A 13,301-nucleotide genomic window follows, 5' to 3' on the forward strand; every position below is an offset into this window, starting at 1 on the left:
TGCGTGGCGAGACTCCTCAGGCCGTCAGTGACCTGAGCGGCTGGTTGATCGAGCACGCTTTCGTTCCGACGGTCGTCAAGGACGGCAGCGGTAAAACACGAATTCTGATCGGTCCGTTCAATTCCCAGGCTGACGCCGAGGCGCGCAAGGTGCAGGTCGATGCAGCGCTGGTAAAAGCCAAGAAACAAAATATCGAATCGGTGGTGATCGAGCATCCGCTAACGCCATAAGCGAAGCGCCTTCAAAACACGCTGAACGGACATTAAAAAGGCCTCGAGCATAACGCTCGAGGCCTTTTTATTTCCGCTGCAATCAGCCGCAGGCTTTCAGATTTACCGAGCCGACAAACTCGTTGCCGCGCCCCATCACGCACGCCACGCTCTGGTTGCGCTGACGTTCCCAATCCTGCACTGGATAGGTCTTGTCCCACGCTTCGTACAACTGCCGATCCTGCTTCGACAGGCGCAGTCCGTATTGTTTGCTCATATAAAAATACGTGCGGGCGATCATGCCGCGAATCGAAGGGCGGGGCATGACCTTCTTGGCCTTGAAGTCGACCTGCGTCAGGCAGGAGCCATATTGGCCGGACTGCACCGGCAACCAGCCGTAGCTGAAGTTGCTGCGGTCACCGTTGACCTCGCCAATGCTCGGCACCAGATTGTGCAAGTCAGCTTCGGCCTTTTGATAAACAGGATCGTAACGCGTGCAATTCTTGCGTCCGCCTTGCTGCCAGCACTGTCGCTGATGGCCGATCTGCCAGGCCGGCACGATGTGCTCCCATTCGATTCTCGATGCACGCTTGGCGTTCTTGCGCGGCACATAGCCGCAAGCCTTCAGGTCGACCTTGTTGCCGGTGTACTTGCAGCCGCAGTAAAACTCCGTGGACTGTGGTGCATAAAGTTTCCACGCGGCTTTCTTGGCTTCGGAAAATGTACGTGGGGCGCCAGCCTGGGCGCCCACGGCGAAAAACAACAACAGCAAAGCAACACAGCGGACACTCATTGAATCAATCTTCCTTCGGCACAACCCAAAAAATCTGCACGCCACCGTCATCGCGATAAGCGAGGGTAACGTTGTCGTTCTCGTCGATTTCCTCGAGCAAGCGCTCCCAGTCGTCCATCGGCTCATCCGGCAGACGGAAAATCAGTGCGGCTTTGGCTTTTTGTGCGGTGGGGGAATTGATGATTTTCTGAACGCGCATACCCATGCGTTCGTAAGCGTCAGGAGCAGCAGGAGAGGTGGCCACGAGGTTATCCTTATTAAGCTGTACGTGCATACAGTATTTAACTGTAAGCGATTTCGCAACTGCTTAAAATTCAAGAAAATCCTCTGACAGCGGGTTTCCGGTTTTGGTGTAGGGCTTGTCGAGATTTTTGTGGGAAAAGTATTGGAAGGGTGTAAGCGGGGCACCACCTGCCAAGCTGGCAGGTGATGCGCAATTGCCCGATCGAGACGTGATCAGGCGATGTTCAATCAGTATTCCCAGAACATCCGTTGCAGCTCTTTACTGTCGTTGGTCTTGGTCAGCGCGACCATCGCCAGGATGCGGGCTTTTTGCGGGTTCAGATCGTGAGCGACAACCCAGTCGTATTTGTCGTCAGGCTGTTCGGCGTTACGCAGGACAAAGCCGCCAGCGTTGACGTGGGACGAGCGAATGATCTGCACGCCATCCTTGCGCAGGGCTTGCAGGGATGGAACCACGCGAGAGGATACCGAACCGTTGCCAGTGCCGGCGTGGATGATGGCTTTGGCGCCGGCTTGCGCCAATGCCTTGTAGGCGGTATCGCTGACGTTGCCGTAGGAGTAGGCAATTTCTACGTCAGGCAGGCTCTTGATGTTTTTGATGTCGAATTCCGAATCCATGGTATGACGCTTGGCCGGCAGGCGGAACCAGTAGGATTTGCCTTCGACCACCATGCCCAGCGGACCCCAGGCGCTTTTGAATGCTTCGGTCTTGATGTTGATCATTTTGCTGACGTCGCGACCGGACTGGATCTCGTCGTTCATGGTCACCAGTACACCTTTGCCGCGCGCTTCTTTGCTGCTCGCCACGGCGACGGCGTTGTACAGGTTGAGCATGCCGTCTGCCGACATGGCAGTGCCCGGACGCATCGAACCGACGACGATGATCGGCTTGTCGGTTTTCTCGACCAGGTTCAGGAAGTACGCGGTTTCTTCGAGGGTGTCGGTGCCGTGGGTGATAACGATGCCGTCGACGTCCTTGCTGTCAGCCAGTTCGGAAACGCGACGACCCAATTGCAGCAGGTTGTCGTTGGTGATGCTTTCCGAAGCGATCTGCATGACTTGTTCGCCACGCACGTTAGCCAGCTTGCTCAACTCAGGGATACCGGCGATCAGTTGTTCGATACCGACTTTCGCTGCCTGATAGGTGGCGCTGTTGGCGGCACTGGCGCCAGCGCCGGCGATGGTACCGCCGGTGGCGAGAACAACGACGTTGGCCAGTTTGGTCTGGGTTTCGACTTCTTTTGCCTGAAGGGCAGCAGGCAGGAGCAGGAGGAGGGCCAATGCGCCCGGAATCAAGGTATTAAAAGCAGATTTCATTATTTTTCTCTCTAGTCGTGAGACGGTGCTGATGCAGGTTCATCTAGATGCGCCCCAAGCCGATCTGAATGCTTGAGGTGCAAGGACGGGAGCAGGATTCATACCATGCGTAATGTGCTGGCGGAAAATGTTTAACCCAATGATTTAAATCAATATTTGTCGGTGGCTGGAGCATCGTTGAGGACCCACCCATCCGGGATTCCGAACGACAGCGGGATTCTTGTTCGGCTCGCCGATAGGCAATCTCTGAAAAGCCAGGCGGGTGACAAATCCTTGCTAAAGAAATGTGCTCCCAGGCCGATGCGTCCTCAAGGAAACCAAATCTTAGGAGTTCACATGTCACTGACGGTCGGTTTTGCCAATCCCGCTGCAGTCACCATCGGCGGTAAAACAGCAGCCACGATCAACACCCTGAACGACGCGACCAATGAGGCATCGGCGCAGGCGCTGGGTACCGAAAAGACTGAGAAGAATCAGGTCAGAACCGGTGGTGGTCCTGTGCAGGAAAACAGTGAAACCGAGGCTGACAGCAATCTCAGCATTACCGTCAAGACACTGCTCAAGCGGATGAAGGAGTTGCAAAAACAACTTCAGGAGCAGCAACAGCAACTGGCTGCGGCTCAGGCCGCAAGCTATCCGACTCCCGAAGCGAAATCCCAGGCAGTGATGTCGATTCAGGGCCAGATCGCGCAAACCAGCGCCGCACTGGCGGAAGTGGCGGGTGCGTTGGTCAAGGAGATGTCGAAAAGCGCTCCCAGCGGCGGCTTGGTCAATACGACTGCCTGAAGCGCCAAATTGCCAATTCGGCGATTCGGCCTACAACAAAAGACGATTTCTGATTGTTGACAAATGCCGGCGGGATTCTCATAGTTCGGTCTACGCAAACGTTTGCGCGGCTTGGAAGGGTATTATCTCCCGGAGCCGTGACGTAGGTTACGTCAGCGCAAACGTTGCTCACAATAATCATAAGATCGGAGTGAACCCATGAAGCTGCCATTCGCCGCACGTCTTCTTGCTGTCGCTATGCTGGCTGCCACAGCCGCCGCACTACCTGTCTCCTCGGCATTCGCCGAATCTGTAGAAAAGCCCAAAGTCGCGCTGGTCATGAAATCCTTGGCCAATGAATTCTTCCTGACCATGGAAGACGGCGCCAAGGCCTACCAGAAAGAACACTCCGCCGATTTCGATCTGATCTCCAACGGCATCAAGGACGAAACCGACACCGCCGGCCAGACTCGCATCGTCGAACAGATGATCCTGGCCAAGGTGAATGCACTGGTGATCGCGCCTTCTGACTCCAAGGCCATGGTGCCGGTTATCAAGAAGGCCGTAGACGCCGGTATCACGGTGATCAACATCGACAACCAGCTTGATCCCGCCGTGGTCAAAAGCAAAAACATCAACGTGCCTTTCGTAGGTCCGGACAACCGCAAGGGTGCACGTCTGGTCGGCGAATACCTGGCCAAGCAACTGAAGGCGGGCGACGAGGTCGGCATCATCGAAGGCGTGTCCACCACCACCAACGCGCAGGCACGCACGGCCGGCTTCAAGGACGCGATGGAAGCCGCGCAGATCAAAGTGGTCTCGCTGCAGTCCGGTGACTGGGAAATCGACAAGGGCAACAAGGTTGCGGCTTCGATCCTCAGTGAATACCCGGATGTCAAAGCGCTGCTGGCCGGTAACGACAGCATGGCAGTCGGTGCCGTTTCCGCAGTCCGTGCCGCTGGTAAGGCTGGGCAGGTGAAAGTCGTCGGTTACGACAACATCAATGCGATCAAGCCAATGCTCAAGGACGGCCGCGTGCTGGCCACTGCTGACCAGTTTGCAGCCAAGCAGGCCGTGTTCGGCATCGAAACCGCACTGAAGATCATCAAAGGCGAGAAAGTCGACAGCGGTGCCAACGGCGTGATCGAAACACCGGTCGAACTGGTCACCCAGTAAGTCATCTGGCGACACAACGGCGCTCGTCCGTCCGGGCGAGCGCATGGAGATTTCTATGTCAGTTTCCGCCCCGAACGCTGTCCTCTCGGTCAGCGGTATCGGCAAGACCTATGCGCAACCGGTGCTCACCGGCATCGATCTGACGCTGATGCGCGGTGAAGTACTGGCGCTTACCGGCGAAAACGGTGCCGGCAAAAGTACCCTGTCGAAGATCATTGGTGGTCTGGTCACGCCCACTACCGGCCAGATGCAATTCCACGGCAAGGACTATCGTCCTGGCAGCCGTACCCAGGCTGAAGAGCTTGGCGTGCGCATGGTCATGCAAGAACTCAATCTGTTGCCGACGCTGTCGGTGGCGGAAAACCTGTTTCTGGATAATCTGCCGAGCAGCGCGGGTTGGATCAGCCGCAAGCAGTTGCGCAAGGCGGCGATCGAAGCCATGGCGCAGGTCGGCCTCGATGCGATCGACCCGGACACACTGGTTGGCGAGTTGGGTATCGGTCATCAACAGATGGTCGAAATCGCGCGCAACCTGATTGGCGATTGCCACGTGCTGATCCTCGATGAGCCGACCGCGATGCTCACGGCGCGCGAAGTCGAAATGCTCTTCGAGCAGATCACCCGATTGCAGGCTCGCGGCGTTTCCATCATCTATATCTCTCACCGTCTCGAAGAACTGGCGCGGGTGGCGCAGCGTATTGCTGTGCTGCGTGACGGCAATCTGGTCTGCGTCGAGCCGATGGCCAACTACAACAGCGAGCAACTGGTCACCTTGATGGTCGGTCGCGAACTGGGCGAACACATCGACATGGGGCCGCGCAAGATCGGCGTTCCGGCGCTGACGGTCAACGGCCTGACGCGTTCGGACAAAGTCCGCGACGTCTCCTTCGAAGTGCGTGCCGGGGAGATCTTCGGTATTTCCGGATTGATCGGGGCAGGGCGCACGGAATTGCTGCGGCTGATATTCGGTGCCGATGCTGCCGACAGCGGTACCATCGCGCTCGGCTCCCCGGCCAAGGTCGTGAGTGTCCGCTCGCCAGTGGATGCCGTACGCAACGGCATCGCGTTGATCACCGAGGATCGCAAGGGCGAAGGGCTGCTGCTCAGTCAGTCGATCAGCGCCAACATCGCCTTGGGCAACATGCCGGAAATCTCCAGTGGTGGTTTCGTCAACAACGGCGACGAAATCTCCCTGGCGCAGCGTCAGATCGAAGCCATGCGTATCCGCAGCTCGAGCCCTACGCAGCTGGTCTCGGAACTGTCCGGCGGCAATCAGCAGAAGGTCGTGATCGGCCGCTGGCTGGAGCGCGACTGTTCGGTGCTGCTGTTCGACGAGCCGACTCGCGGGATTGATGTCGGCGCCAAGTTCGATATTTACGGTTTGCTCGGTGAGTTGACCCGCCAGGGCAAGGCATTGGTCGTGGTGTCCAGTGACTTGCGTGAGTTGATGCTGATCTGCGACCGGATTGGCGTGCTCTCGGCGGGACGTCTGATCGACACCTTCGAGCGCGACAGCTGGACCCAGGATGATTTGCTTGCCGCCGCTTTCGCCGGCTACCAGAAACGTGATGCGTTGCTCAATGAAGCAGCGCCTAGGGATCTCCCATGAAAACTGCATCTTCTGCCAGTAAACGTAGTGGCAATTTCTTTGGCCTGGGTACTTATCTGGGCCTGGCCGGTGCCTTGCTGGCGATGATTGCGCTGTTCTCGGTCCTGAGCAGCCATTTTCTCTCGTACAACACTTTCAGCACCCTGGCCAACCAGATTCCCGACCTGATGGTGCTGGCGGTAGGCATGACCTTTGTGCTGATCATCGGCGGCATCGATTTGTCCGTCGGCTCGGTCCTCGCGCTGGCCGCATCGACGGTCAGCGTTGCGATTCTCGGCTGGGGCTGGAGCGTTTTGCCAGCGGCGCTGCTCGGCATGGCGGTGGCGGCTCTGGCCGGGACCATCACTGGCTCGATCACCGTGGCCTGGCGGATTCCGTCGTTCATCGTCTCCCTCGGCGTGCTGGAAATGGCCCGCGGTGTGGCGTATCAGATGACCGGGTCGCGGACTGCGTACATCGGCGATGCGTTCGCCTGGCTGTCGAATCCGATCGCGTTCGGTATTTCACCCTCGTTCATCATCGCTTTGCTGGTGATCTTCATCGCGCAGGCAGTTTTGACCCGCACTGTTTTCGGCCGCTACCTGATCGGCATCGGCACCAACGAAGAAGCCGTGCGGCTGGCCGGGATCAATCCCAAGCCCTACAAGATTCTGGTGTTCAGCCTGATGGGGCTGCTGGCGGGCATTGCCGCTCTGTTTCAGATTTCGCGTCTGGAGGCGGCTGACCCGAACGCAGGTTCGGGCCTGGAACTGCAAGTGATCGCGGCGGTGGTTATCGGCGGTACCAGCCTGATGGGCGGGCGCGGTTCGGTGATCAGCACTTTCTTTGGTGTGTTGATCATTTCCGTTCTGGCAGCCGGTCTCGCGCAGATTGGTGCGACGGAGCCGACCAAGCGCATCATCACCGGCGCGGTAATCGTTATCGCTGTGGTGCTCGACACCTATCGCAGTCAACGCGCCAGTCGCCGGGGCTGAACCATGGCAACGATCAAGGATGTAGCGGCGCTCGCGGGCATTTCCTACACGACCGTGTCGCACGTGGTGAACAACACCCGCCCGGTCAGTCAGGAAGTGCGGCGCAAAGTCGAGGCGGCGATCAAGAGCCTCGACTACGTTCCCAGTGCCGTGGCGCGCTCGCTGAAAGCCAAAACCACGGCGACCATCGGCCTGCTGGTGCCTAACAGCCTCAACCCGTACTTCGCTGAATTGGCGCGCGGAATCGAGGATTACTGCGAGCGCAACGGCTATTGCGTGATCCTCTGTAACTCCGACGACAACCCGGACAAGCAGCGCAGTTATTTGCGTGTGTTGCTGGAAAAGCGCATCGACGGTTTGATCGTCGCCTCCGCTGGCGGTGACAGTGGTCTGGCGCAAGGACTGGCGGGCGTGAAGACGCCGATGGTCATCGTCGACCGGGGCCTGGAAGGTGTAAATGCCGATCTGGTGCGCATCGACCACGAATACGGCGCTTATCTGGCAACCCGTCACCTGCTCGAGTTGGGGCATCGCGACATCGCTACAATCGGCGGTCCGGCCAGTACCAGCGTGGCGCAAATGCGTCAGGCCGGTTACTGCCGAGCGCTGCAAGAGGCGGGAATCGAGGTGCGCGAAGAGCGCATGCTGGAAAGCGACTTCACCAGCACCGGCGGTTACAACGCCGCTGCCCGGCTGCTTGAAAGCAATCCGCCCAGTGCGATTTTTGCCGGCAACGACATGATTGGTATCGGTGTGCTGCGCGCAGCGGCCGAACGTAACGTGCGAGTGCCGGCCGAGCTGTCGGTGATCGGCTTCGATGACATTCAGATGAGTCGTTATGTCTATCCGGCGCTGACCACGGTCGGCCAGTCGATCCTGCAACTGGGCGAGATGGCCGCCGAAGTGCTGTTGCGCAGAATTGCTGCGCCGGAATCGGGCACCGATCAACGCATAGTGACCCCGAGTATTGTCCTGCGCGAATCGACCGCGCCGCTGTCCGGCGTGTTCACCGAATATCGCTGAAACCGAATTGATGAGTAGTGATGTATGCCAGCAAATGTAGTGGTAATAGGCAGCCTGAACATGGACCTGGTCACCCGGGCGCCACGGCTGCCGCGCGGCGGTGAAACGCTGATTGGTCATTCCTTTGCCACGGTGTCTGGCGGCAAGGGCGCCAATCAGGCGGTTGCTGCTGCTCGTCTGGGCGCGCAGGTGGCGATGATCGGTTGCGTGGGAAATGACGACTACGGTGTGCGATTGCGCGATGCCTTGCTCGCCGAGCACATCGACTGCCAGGCTGTCAGCGTCGTAGAAGATTCCAGTGGCGTGGCGCTGATTGTGGTGGATGACAACAGCCAGAACGCCATTGTGATTGTCGCCGGTGCCAACGGCGCGATGATGCCAGCAGTGATCGACCGCTTTGACGCGGTTTTACAGGCCGCCGACGTGGTGATCTGTCAGCTCGAGATTCCCGATGCGACGGTCGGGCATGCGCTCAAGCGTGCACGTGAACTGGGCAAGACCGTCATCCTCAATCCGGCGCCGGCCAGCCGTCCTTTGCCGGCAGACTGGTTTGCCGCCATCGACTATCTGATTCCCAACGAAAGCGAAGCCGCCGCATTGAGCGGGCTCGCTGTCGACTCGCTGCAGTCGGCAGAAACGGCTGCCACTCAGTTGATTGCCATGGGCGCGGGCAAAGTCATCGTCACGTTGGGCGCGCAGGGGTCGTTGTTCGCCAATGGCAAGGGCTTCGAACACTTCCCCGCGCCGACCGTGAAGGCGGTCGATACCACGGCCGCAGGCGACACCTTTGTCGGCGGTTTCGCCGCAGCGCTGGCCAATGGCAAATCCGAGGACGAGGCGATCCGCTACGGTCAGATCGCCGCTGCACTGTCGGTTACCCGTGCCGGTGCACAACCGTCGATTCCAACCATGTCCGAAGTACAGGCGTTCAGACCCGCATGAAAAAGACTCCTTTGCTCAACGTCGCGCTGTCGCGACTGATCGCTTCGCTTGGCCACGGTGACATGGTCGTGATTGGCGACGCCGGTTTGCCCGTGCCGCCGGGTGTCGAGCTGATTGATTTGGCACTGACCCATGGCATCCCTGATTTCGTCAGCACGCTGAAAGTCGTACTCAGCGAGATGCAGGTGGAAAGCCATGTGATAGCCAAAGAGATCTTCGATAAACAGCCCTCGGCGCTGGCCGATCTGGACGCGATGAACGAAGAGGGCGCGCTGGGCCGTAGGGATCTGCTCACTCACGAGCAGTTCAAGGTACTGAGCCGACAAGCCAGGGCGATCATTCGTACAGGAGAATGTCAGCCGTACTGCAACATCGTTCTGGTCGCCGGAGTTACATTCTGATTTCCGATTTCACCTGCACAAGGAATGCGCTATGCAACGCTATGCTGAAAAACTCCATCAACTGCTTCGGGGTCTGCTGCTTTTGTCCGTGATAACTGCGACCGGCGCTCAGGCGGCGGAAAAGATCGACCTGATCATCGACACCGATCCGGGCGCTGACGACGTGGTCGCCTTGCTCTTTGCCCTCGCTTCGCCGGATGAGTTGAATATCCGAGCCTTGACCACCGTCGCTGGCAACGTGCGCCTGGACAAGACTTCGCGTAACGCGCGGCTCGCTCGCGAATGGGCAGGGCGCGAAGATGTGCCGGTTTACGCTGGCGCACCGAAGCCGCTGATGCGCACGCCGATTTACGCCGAGAACATTCATGGCAAGGAAGGCTTGTCGGGCGTGACGGTTCACGAGCCGAAGAAAGGCCTGGCGAAAGGAAATGCGGTCAATTATCTGATCGACACTCTTAAATCGGCCAAACCGCACAGCATCACCATCGCCATGCTCGGCCCGCAGACCAACCTGGCTCTGGCGTTGATCCAGGAGCCGGAGATCGTTCAGGGCATCAAGGAAGTGGTGATCATGGGCGGGGCGCATTTCAACGGTGGCAACATCACCCCTGTGGCTGAATTCAACCTGTTCGCTGATCCGCAGGCTGCCGAGGTGGTGCTCAAGAGCGGGGTGAAACTCACCTATCTGCCGCTGGACGTGACCCACAAGATCCTGACCAGCGATGCACGCCTGAAGCAGATCGCCGCGCTGAACAACAATGCGAGCAAGATCGTCGGCGACATTCTCAACGAATACATCAAGGGCGATATGGAGCACTACGGCATTCCCGGCGGCCCGGTGCATGACGCCACCGTTGTGGCGTATCTGCTCAAGCCTGAGTTGTTTACCGGTCGGGCGGTCAACGTCGTGGTAGATAGCCGTGAAGGACCGACATTCGGCCAGACCATCGTTGACTGGTATGACGGCCTGAAAGCGCCGAAGAATGCATTCTGGGTCGAAAATGGCGACGCCCAGGGATTCTTTGATCTGCTGACCGAGCGCCTGAAACGCCTGAAATAAGTCGTCGACCCGCAGGCAGTTTGCCTGCGGGTTTTCACTGCGGCTGTTCGGCCTGGCCGATCGGATAGCGTTCGAATACCTGGTTGATAAAATGCTGCGCCGCTTCTATCCCCAACTCCTTGACCAGTAGATCGATGCCGATCAGCGCCAGTTCTTCCGTCGTGCCGGGGCTGTAAGAGCTGTGTCCTTCGGCCCATTTGGCGTTGATGGCGGCGTCGATGCTTACACTGGTCATGGGAGGCTCGAAAGGTCAGGATGTCTGTTTTTCGAGTTAACCATTTTGCGCGGCGTTTGGCACTGCGACTTAGGCATGAGCGGAGCGCTATGCGACACTTGGTCTTTTCCGGCTTACCAAGGACCCTGTTGTGCAGATCGATCTGAATAGCCCTGACGGCCTCACACTCGATGCAGTGCGCCAATTGCTCGCCTCAGCCAGTGACGACGTACACAACCAATTGCGCGTGACCAAAGACGGCATCGCCTATCTGTCCACCGTGACCGGTGGGCAGGATATCGACGGTCTGCTGTTTCGCCTGGAAACCTGGGCAAAGGGCTCCGGCTATGTGGGGAACGTCGCAGCCAGTGATGAAGTCTGGGTGATGCAGATTTTCAACGCGCTCAAGGACAACTGGCCGAATCCGCCGTATGACTACATCGACGTTTATTGAGGTCGTTAATATTCAGTCACGATTGTTTGCTGAGTCGCCGCGCGCAGCTCAGGCAAACTCGGCATTTTTCCGCTCGTGGGGCAGGGCATGGCTTGAGCCTTGAAACCAAACGCCGCATTGGCGGTCGCACGATCTCTGCTTAAACATTTGAAAACAAGGAGGCTTCATGCCTTTGAAGTTCGCGACACTGGGTGCACTGATGGCCGCTGCGCTGTTGGCTGGTTGCAGCACAACCTCCAGCGAGTCCGCAAAGGAACCCGTGGCTGCTGAATCGGGGAACAGCCGCTGCGAAGCATCGGCAGCGCAATTCGCCATCGGCAAGAAGGCATCCCCTGAATTGCTGGATCAGGCACGTGCCAAGGCTGGGGCGCAAAATGCGCGTTTCCTCAAGCCAAACGACATGATCACCCTGGAATACCGCTCCGATCGCCTGAATCTGAACACCGACAACAACTTGGTGGTTACCCGCGTCAATTGCGGCTGAACACTTTGTTCAAGACATAAAAAACCCCGTCACTTGGACGGGGTTTTTTTAGTGCACCGAGAAATTACTCTGGGCGAACCTGTGCAGCTTGCATACCCTTTTGGCCTTTCTCAGCCACGAAAGAGACGGTCTGGCCTTCTTTCAGGCTTTTGAAACCGTCGGATTCGATAGCTTTGAAGTGTACGAACAGGTCGTCACCGCCACCTTGAGGAGTGATGAAGCCGAAGCCTTTTTCATCGTTGAACCATTTAACGGTGCCGGTTTGGCGATTAGACATGGTGTATCTCCAAGAAACATATATTTTCAGTAGTACTGTGCTGCTCAGGCCAACTGGGCACACCCGGGTATCATAGTCGAAATGTTCGCTTTGGGAGCCCCCCGGACGTGCTGTTTGCCAATCAGTCGTGTTTTCTTTACCACCCGTCTCTGCTGAAAGCCCCGGTTTGAAAGGCTTTCAGCGAAACGTAAAGACGATAAAAAAACCTGTAAAACCTGCATAAATCGTCTGAAATGGCTCATTTCCAGCACTTTTTTCCGCCTTTCAGCCGATATTAATACCCGGTTTTCTTATTTTTTCGGGGCGGTATTTGCCTTGCATTTGGCGATCTGGCCAAGGGCTTTCTGTTGCAATTCAGGAGTCGCCTTGTTGTCCATCAGCGCCTGAATGTCGCTGGCCGGATAGGACTTGATGGCGTCAGCTCCGCAAGCGCAGTGGGATTTCGCCGCAGCAGCACCGATTTGCTGGGTCGCAGCCTGAGTGCACTGGGCCATGTACTTTTCGCGCTCGCCTTTCGGCCAGTCGGCATGGGCGCTCAGTGGCAGCAGCAGGACGACGGGGGCGACGACGGCGAATAAGCTTTTCAGACGCATGCGAGGATGCTCCTTGTGGGTCAATGTCTTGTTATCTGAGGGCGCAACGGCCTATCAAGTTCAGCACTCTGGCATAAAAACGGACATTTGGCCTTCTGCCAAATCAGGGCGTAGGCGACCGCTCATCTGTGCTAGCATGCCGGGCTCAAGCGTTCTCAGGCTTCGGATGACCTTCAGTCCCGAAGCGGTCGGCGTGCGAATTTTTCCGATTTGAATCCCAGTCACTCTGGTTCGGTTTTCCGGTTGGCCGCAAGGCTCCTGCCGCTGTAAGGCAGGCGTTCGTCATTGAATGGCCTGGATCGGATCTTGTACTGGCTCATCCCAACCCACGTGACCTTTGGTAGGGGTCACCACTAGGAGAGGAGGCGCCATGCCAACTATTACTCTTCCCGACGGCAGTCAACGTTCATTCGATCACCCGGTTTCCGTAGCCGAGGTCGCCGCATCCATTGGTGCGGGTCTGGCCAAGGCCACGCTCGCCGGCAAGGTCAATGGCCAACTGGTCGACGCCAGCGACATCATCAGCAGCGACGCGACCCTGCAAATCATTACGCCTAAGGATGAAGAGGGGCTGGAGATCATTCGCCACTCTTGCGCGCACCTGGTTGGCCACGCGGTCAAACAGCTGTACCCGACCGCGAAGATGGTCATCGGCCCGGTCATCGACGAAGGCTTCTATTACGACATCGCCTACGAGCGTCCTTTCACGCCGGAAGACATGGCGGCCATCGAACAGCGCATGCAGCAGCTGATCGAGAAGGATTACG

The 13,301-nt window shown here is 57.8% G+C and carries 18 protein-coding genes; 12 read left to right on the forward strand and 6 right to left on the reverse strand.

Annotation, left to right across the window (positions count from 1 at the left end; translation table 11 throughout):
• The coding region (locus OQK_RS20515; RefSeq protein WP_016774033.1) for an SPOR domain-containing protein at window positions 1–230 on the forward strand (230 nt) is incomplete at its 5' end.
• An 82-nt stretch (window positions 231–312) separates the two neighbouring features.
• On the opposite strand, the gene OQK_RS20520 is transcribed toward OQK_RS20515, so the two are convergent.
• The 3 genes from OQK_RS20520 to OQK_RS20530 all read right to left on the reverse strand — a co-directional run bounded on the left by OQK_RS20520 (window position 313) and on the right by OQK_RS20530 (window position 2,562).
• Window positions 313–1,002: an endonuclease gene (locus OQK_RS20520; RefSeq protein WP_016774034.1), complete on the reverse strand. Its 690-nt coding sequence runs from the start codon at window positions 1,000–1,002 to the stop codon at window positions 313–315.
• A gap of 4 nt (window positions 1,003–1,006) precedes the next feature.
• On the reverse strand, window positions 1,007–1,276 hold the full coding sequence (locus tag OQK_RS20525) for a DUF1654 domain-containing protein (protein ID WP_016774035.1): 270 nt from the start codon (window positions 1,274–1,276) through the stop codon (window positions 1,007–1,009).
• A gap of 197 nt (window positions 1,277–1,473) precedes the next feature.
• The gene (locus OQK_RS20530) at window positions 1,474–2,562 is read right to left on the reverse strand and encodes an asparaginase (RefSeq protein ID WP_016774036.1); all 1,089 of its coding nucleotides are present in this window, start codon (window positions 2,560–2,562) and stop codon (window positions 1,474–1,476) included.
• 336 nt (window positions 2,563–2,898) lie between these two features.
• Here OQK_RS20530 and OQK_RS20535 point away from each other — a divergent pair, with 336 nt between their 5' ends.
• The 8 genes from OQK_RS20535 (at window position 2,899) to OQK_RS20570 (ending at window position 10,512) form a co-directional block, all read left to right on the forward strand.
• A complete protein-coding gene (locus OQK_RS20535; RefSeq protein WP_016774037.1) occupies window positions 2,899–3,348 on the forward strand; it encodes a hypothetical protein in 450 nt (149 codons plus the stop codon).
• A 198-nt stretch (window positions 3,349–3,546) separates the two neighbouring features.
• The gene (locus OQK_RS20540; RefSeq protein WP_016774038.1) at window positions 3,547–4,503 is read left to right on the forward strand and encodes a sugar ABC transporter substrate-binding protein; all 957 of its coding nucleotides are present in this window, start codon (window positions 3,547–3,549) and stop codon (window positions 4,501–4,503) included.
• 55 nt (window positions 4,504–4,558) lie between these two features.
• Complete coding sequence (locus tag OQK_RS20545; RefSeq protein ID WP_016774039.1) at window positions 4,559–6,112, forward strand: sugar ABC transporter ATP-binding protein; 1,554 nt, start codon at window positions 4,559–4,561, stop codon at window positions 6,110–6,112.
• Window positions 6,109–7,086: an ABC transporter permease gene (locus OQK_RS20550; RefSeq protein ID WP_016774040.1), complete on the forward strand. Its 978-nt coding sequence runs from the start codon at window positions 6,109–6,111 to the stop codon at window positions 7,084–7,086. Before OQK_RS20545 ends, OQK_RS20550 begins: the two co-directional genes overlap by 4 nt.
• 3 nt (window positions 7,087–7,089) lie before the next feature.
• Window positions 7,090–8,109 (forward strand): LacI family DNA-binding transcriptional regulator, encoded by a 1,020-nt coding sequence (locus OQK_RS20555; RefSeq protein WP_016774041.1) that lies wholly within the window; start codon window positions 7,090–7,092, stop codon window positions 8,107–8,109.
• A gap of 24 nt (window positions 8,110–8,133) precedes the next feature.
• Entirely contained in the window at window positions 8,134–9,051 is a 918-nt protein-coding gene (rbsK, locus tag OQK_RS20560) for a ribokinase (protein ID WP_016774042.1), read from the forward strand.
• Window positions 9,048–9,452 (forward strand): D-ribose pyranase, encoded by a 405-nt coding sequence (gene rbsD / locus OQK_RS20565; protein WP_016774043.1) that lies wholly within the window; start codon window positions 9,048–9,050, stop codon window positions 9,450–9,452. Before rbsK ends, rbsD begins: the two co-directional genes overlap by 4 nt.
• A gap of 31 nt (window positions 9,453–9,483) precedes the next feature.
• A complete protein-coding gene (locus OQK_RS20570) occupies window positions 9,484–10,512 on the forward strand; it encodes a nucleoside hydrolase (protein WP_016774044.1) in 1,029 nt (342 codons plus the stop codon).
• 34 nt (window positions 10,513–10,546) lie between these two features.
• Here the strand turns inward: OQK_RS20570 and OQK_RS20575 are convergent, their stop codons facing one another.
• On the reverse strand, window positions 10,547–10,747 hold the full coding sequence (locus OQK_RS20575; protein WP_016774045.1) for a hypothetical protein: 201 nt from the start codon (window positions 10,745–10,747) through the stop codon (window positions 10,547–10,549).
• A 130-nt stretch (window positions 10,748–10,877) separates the two neighbouring features.
• On the opposite strand from OQK_RS20575, the gene OQK_RS20580 reads away from it, so the two are divergent.
• Both OQK_RS20580 and OQK_RS20585 read left to right on the forward strand, forming a co-directional pair.
• Window positions 10,878–11,180, forward strand: coding sequence for a hypothetical protein (locus tag OQK_RS20580; RefSeq protein WP_016774046.1), 303 nt, complete (start codon window positions 10,878–10,880; stop codon window positions 11,178–11,180).
• 166 nt (window positions 11,181–11,346) lie between these two features.
• Entirely contained in the window at window positions 11,347–11,664 is a 318-nt protein-coding gene (locus tag OQK_RS20585) for an I78 family peptidase inhibitor (RefSeq protein WP_016774047.1), read from the forward strand.
• Between the two features lie 64 nt (window positions 11,665–11,728).
• On the opposite strand, the gene OQK_RS20590 is transcribed toward OQK_RS20585, so the two are convergent.
• Together OQK_RS20590 and OQK_RS20595 are read right to left on the reverse strand one after the other, a co-directional pair.
• On the reverse strand, window positions 11,729–11,941 hold the full coding sequence (locus tag OQK_RS20590; protein WP_003179963.1) for a cold-shock protein: 213 nt from the start codon (window positions 11,939–11,941) through the stop codon (window positions 11,729–11,731).
• A gap of 290 nt (window positions 11,942–12,231) precedes the next feature.
• The gene (locus OQK_RS20595; RefSeq protein ID WP_016774048.1) at window positions 12,232–12,534 is read right to left on the reverse strand and encodes a hypothetical protein; all 303 of its coding nucleotides are present in this window, start codon (window positions 12,532–12,534) and stop codon (window positions 12,232–12,234) included.
• 370 nt (window positions 12,535–12,904) lie between these two features.
• On the opposite strand from OQK_RS20595, the gene OQK_RS20600 reads away from it, so the two are divergent.
• On the forward strand, window positions 12,905–13,301 hold a 397-nt coding region (locus OQK_RS20600; RefSeq protein ID WP_038861483.1), incomplete at its 3' end, for a TGS domain-containing protein.

This window comes from Pseudomonas sp. R62 (assembly GCF_000257605.1).
Lineage (GTDB): Bacteria > Pseudomonadota > Gammaproteobacteria > Pseudomonadales > Pseudomonadaceae > Aquipseudomonas > Aquipseudomonas atacamensis.

Bases quoted from the DNA above. Each gene is read 5' to 3' on its own strand.
- OQK_RS20520 (WP_016774034.1), bottom strand. From the start codon at position 1,002: ATGAGTGTCCGCTGTGTTGCTTTGCTGTTGTTGTTTTTCGCCGTGGGC.
- OQK_RS20525 (WP_016774035.1), bottom strand. From the start codon at position 1,276: ATGCACGTACAGCTTAATAAGGATAACCTCGTGGCCACCTCTCCTGCT.
- OQK_RS20530 (WP_016774036.1), bottom strand. From the start codon at position 2,562: ATGAAATCTGCTTTTAATACCTTGATTCCGGGCGCATTGGCCCTCCTC.
- OQK_RS20535 (WP_016774037.1), top strand. From the start codon at position 2,899: ATGTCACTGACGGTCGGTTTTGCCAATCCCGCTGCAGTCACCATCGGC.
- OQK_RS20540 (WP_016774038.1), top strand. From the start codon at position 3,547: ATGAAGCTGCCATTCGCCGCACGTCTTCTTGCTGTCGCTATGCTGGCT.
- OQK_RS20545 (WP_016774039.1), top strand. From the start codon at position 4,559: ATGTCAGTTTCCGCCCCGAACGCTGTCCTCTCGGTCAGCGGTATCGGC.
- OQK_RS20550 (WP_016774040.1), top strand. From the start codon at position 6,109: ATGAAAACTGCATCTTCTGCCAGTAAACGTAGTGGCAATTTCTTTGGC.
- OQK_RS20555 (WP_016774041.1), top strand. From the start codon at position 7,090: ATGGCAACGATCAAGGATGTAGCGGCGCTCGCGGGCATTTCCTACACG.
- rbsK (WP_016774042.1), top strand. From the start codon at position 8,134: ATGCCAGCAAATGTAGTGGTAATAGGCAGCCTGAACATGGACCTGGTC.
- rbsD (WP_016774043.1), top strand. From the start codon at position 9,048: ATGAAAAAGACTCCTTTGCTCAACGTCGCGCTGTCGCGACTGATCGCT.
- OQK_RS20570 (WP_016774044.1), top strand. From the start codon at position 9,484: ATGCAACGCTATGCTGAAAAACTCCATCAACTGCTTCGGGGTCTGCTG.
- OQK_RS20575 (WP_016774045.1), bottom strand. From the start codon at position 10,747: ATGACCAGTGTAAGCATCGACGCCGCCATCAACGCCAAATGGGCCGAA.
- OQK_RS20585 (WP_016774047.1), top strand. From the start codon at position 11,347: ATGCCTTTGAAGTTCGCGACACTGGGTGCACTGATGGCCGCTGCGCTG.
- OQK_RS20590 (WP_003179963.1), bottom strand. From the start codon at position 11,941: ATGTCTAATCGCCAAACCGGCACCGTTAAATGGTTCAACGATGAAAAA.
- OQK_RS20595 (WP_016774048.1), bottom strand. From the start codon at position 12,534: ATGCGTCTGAAAAGCTTATTCGCCGTCGTCGCCCCCGTCGTCCTGCTG.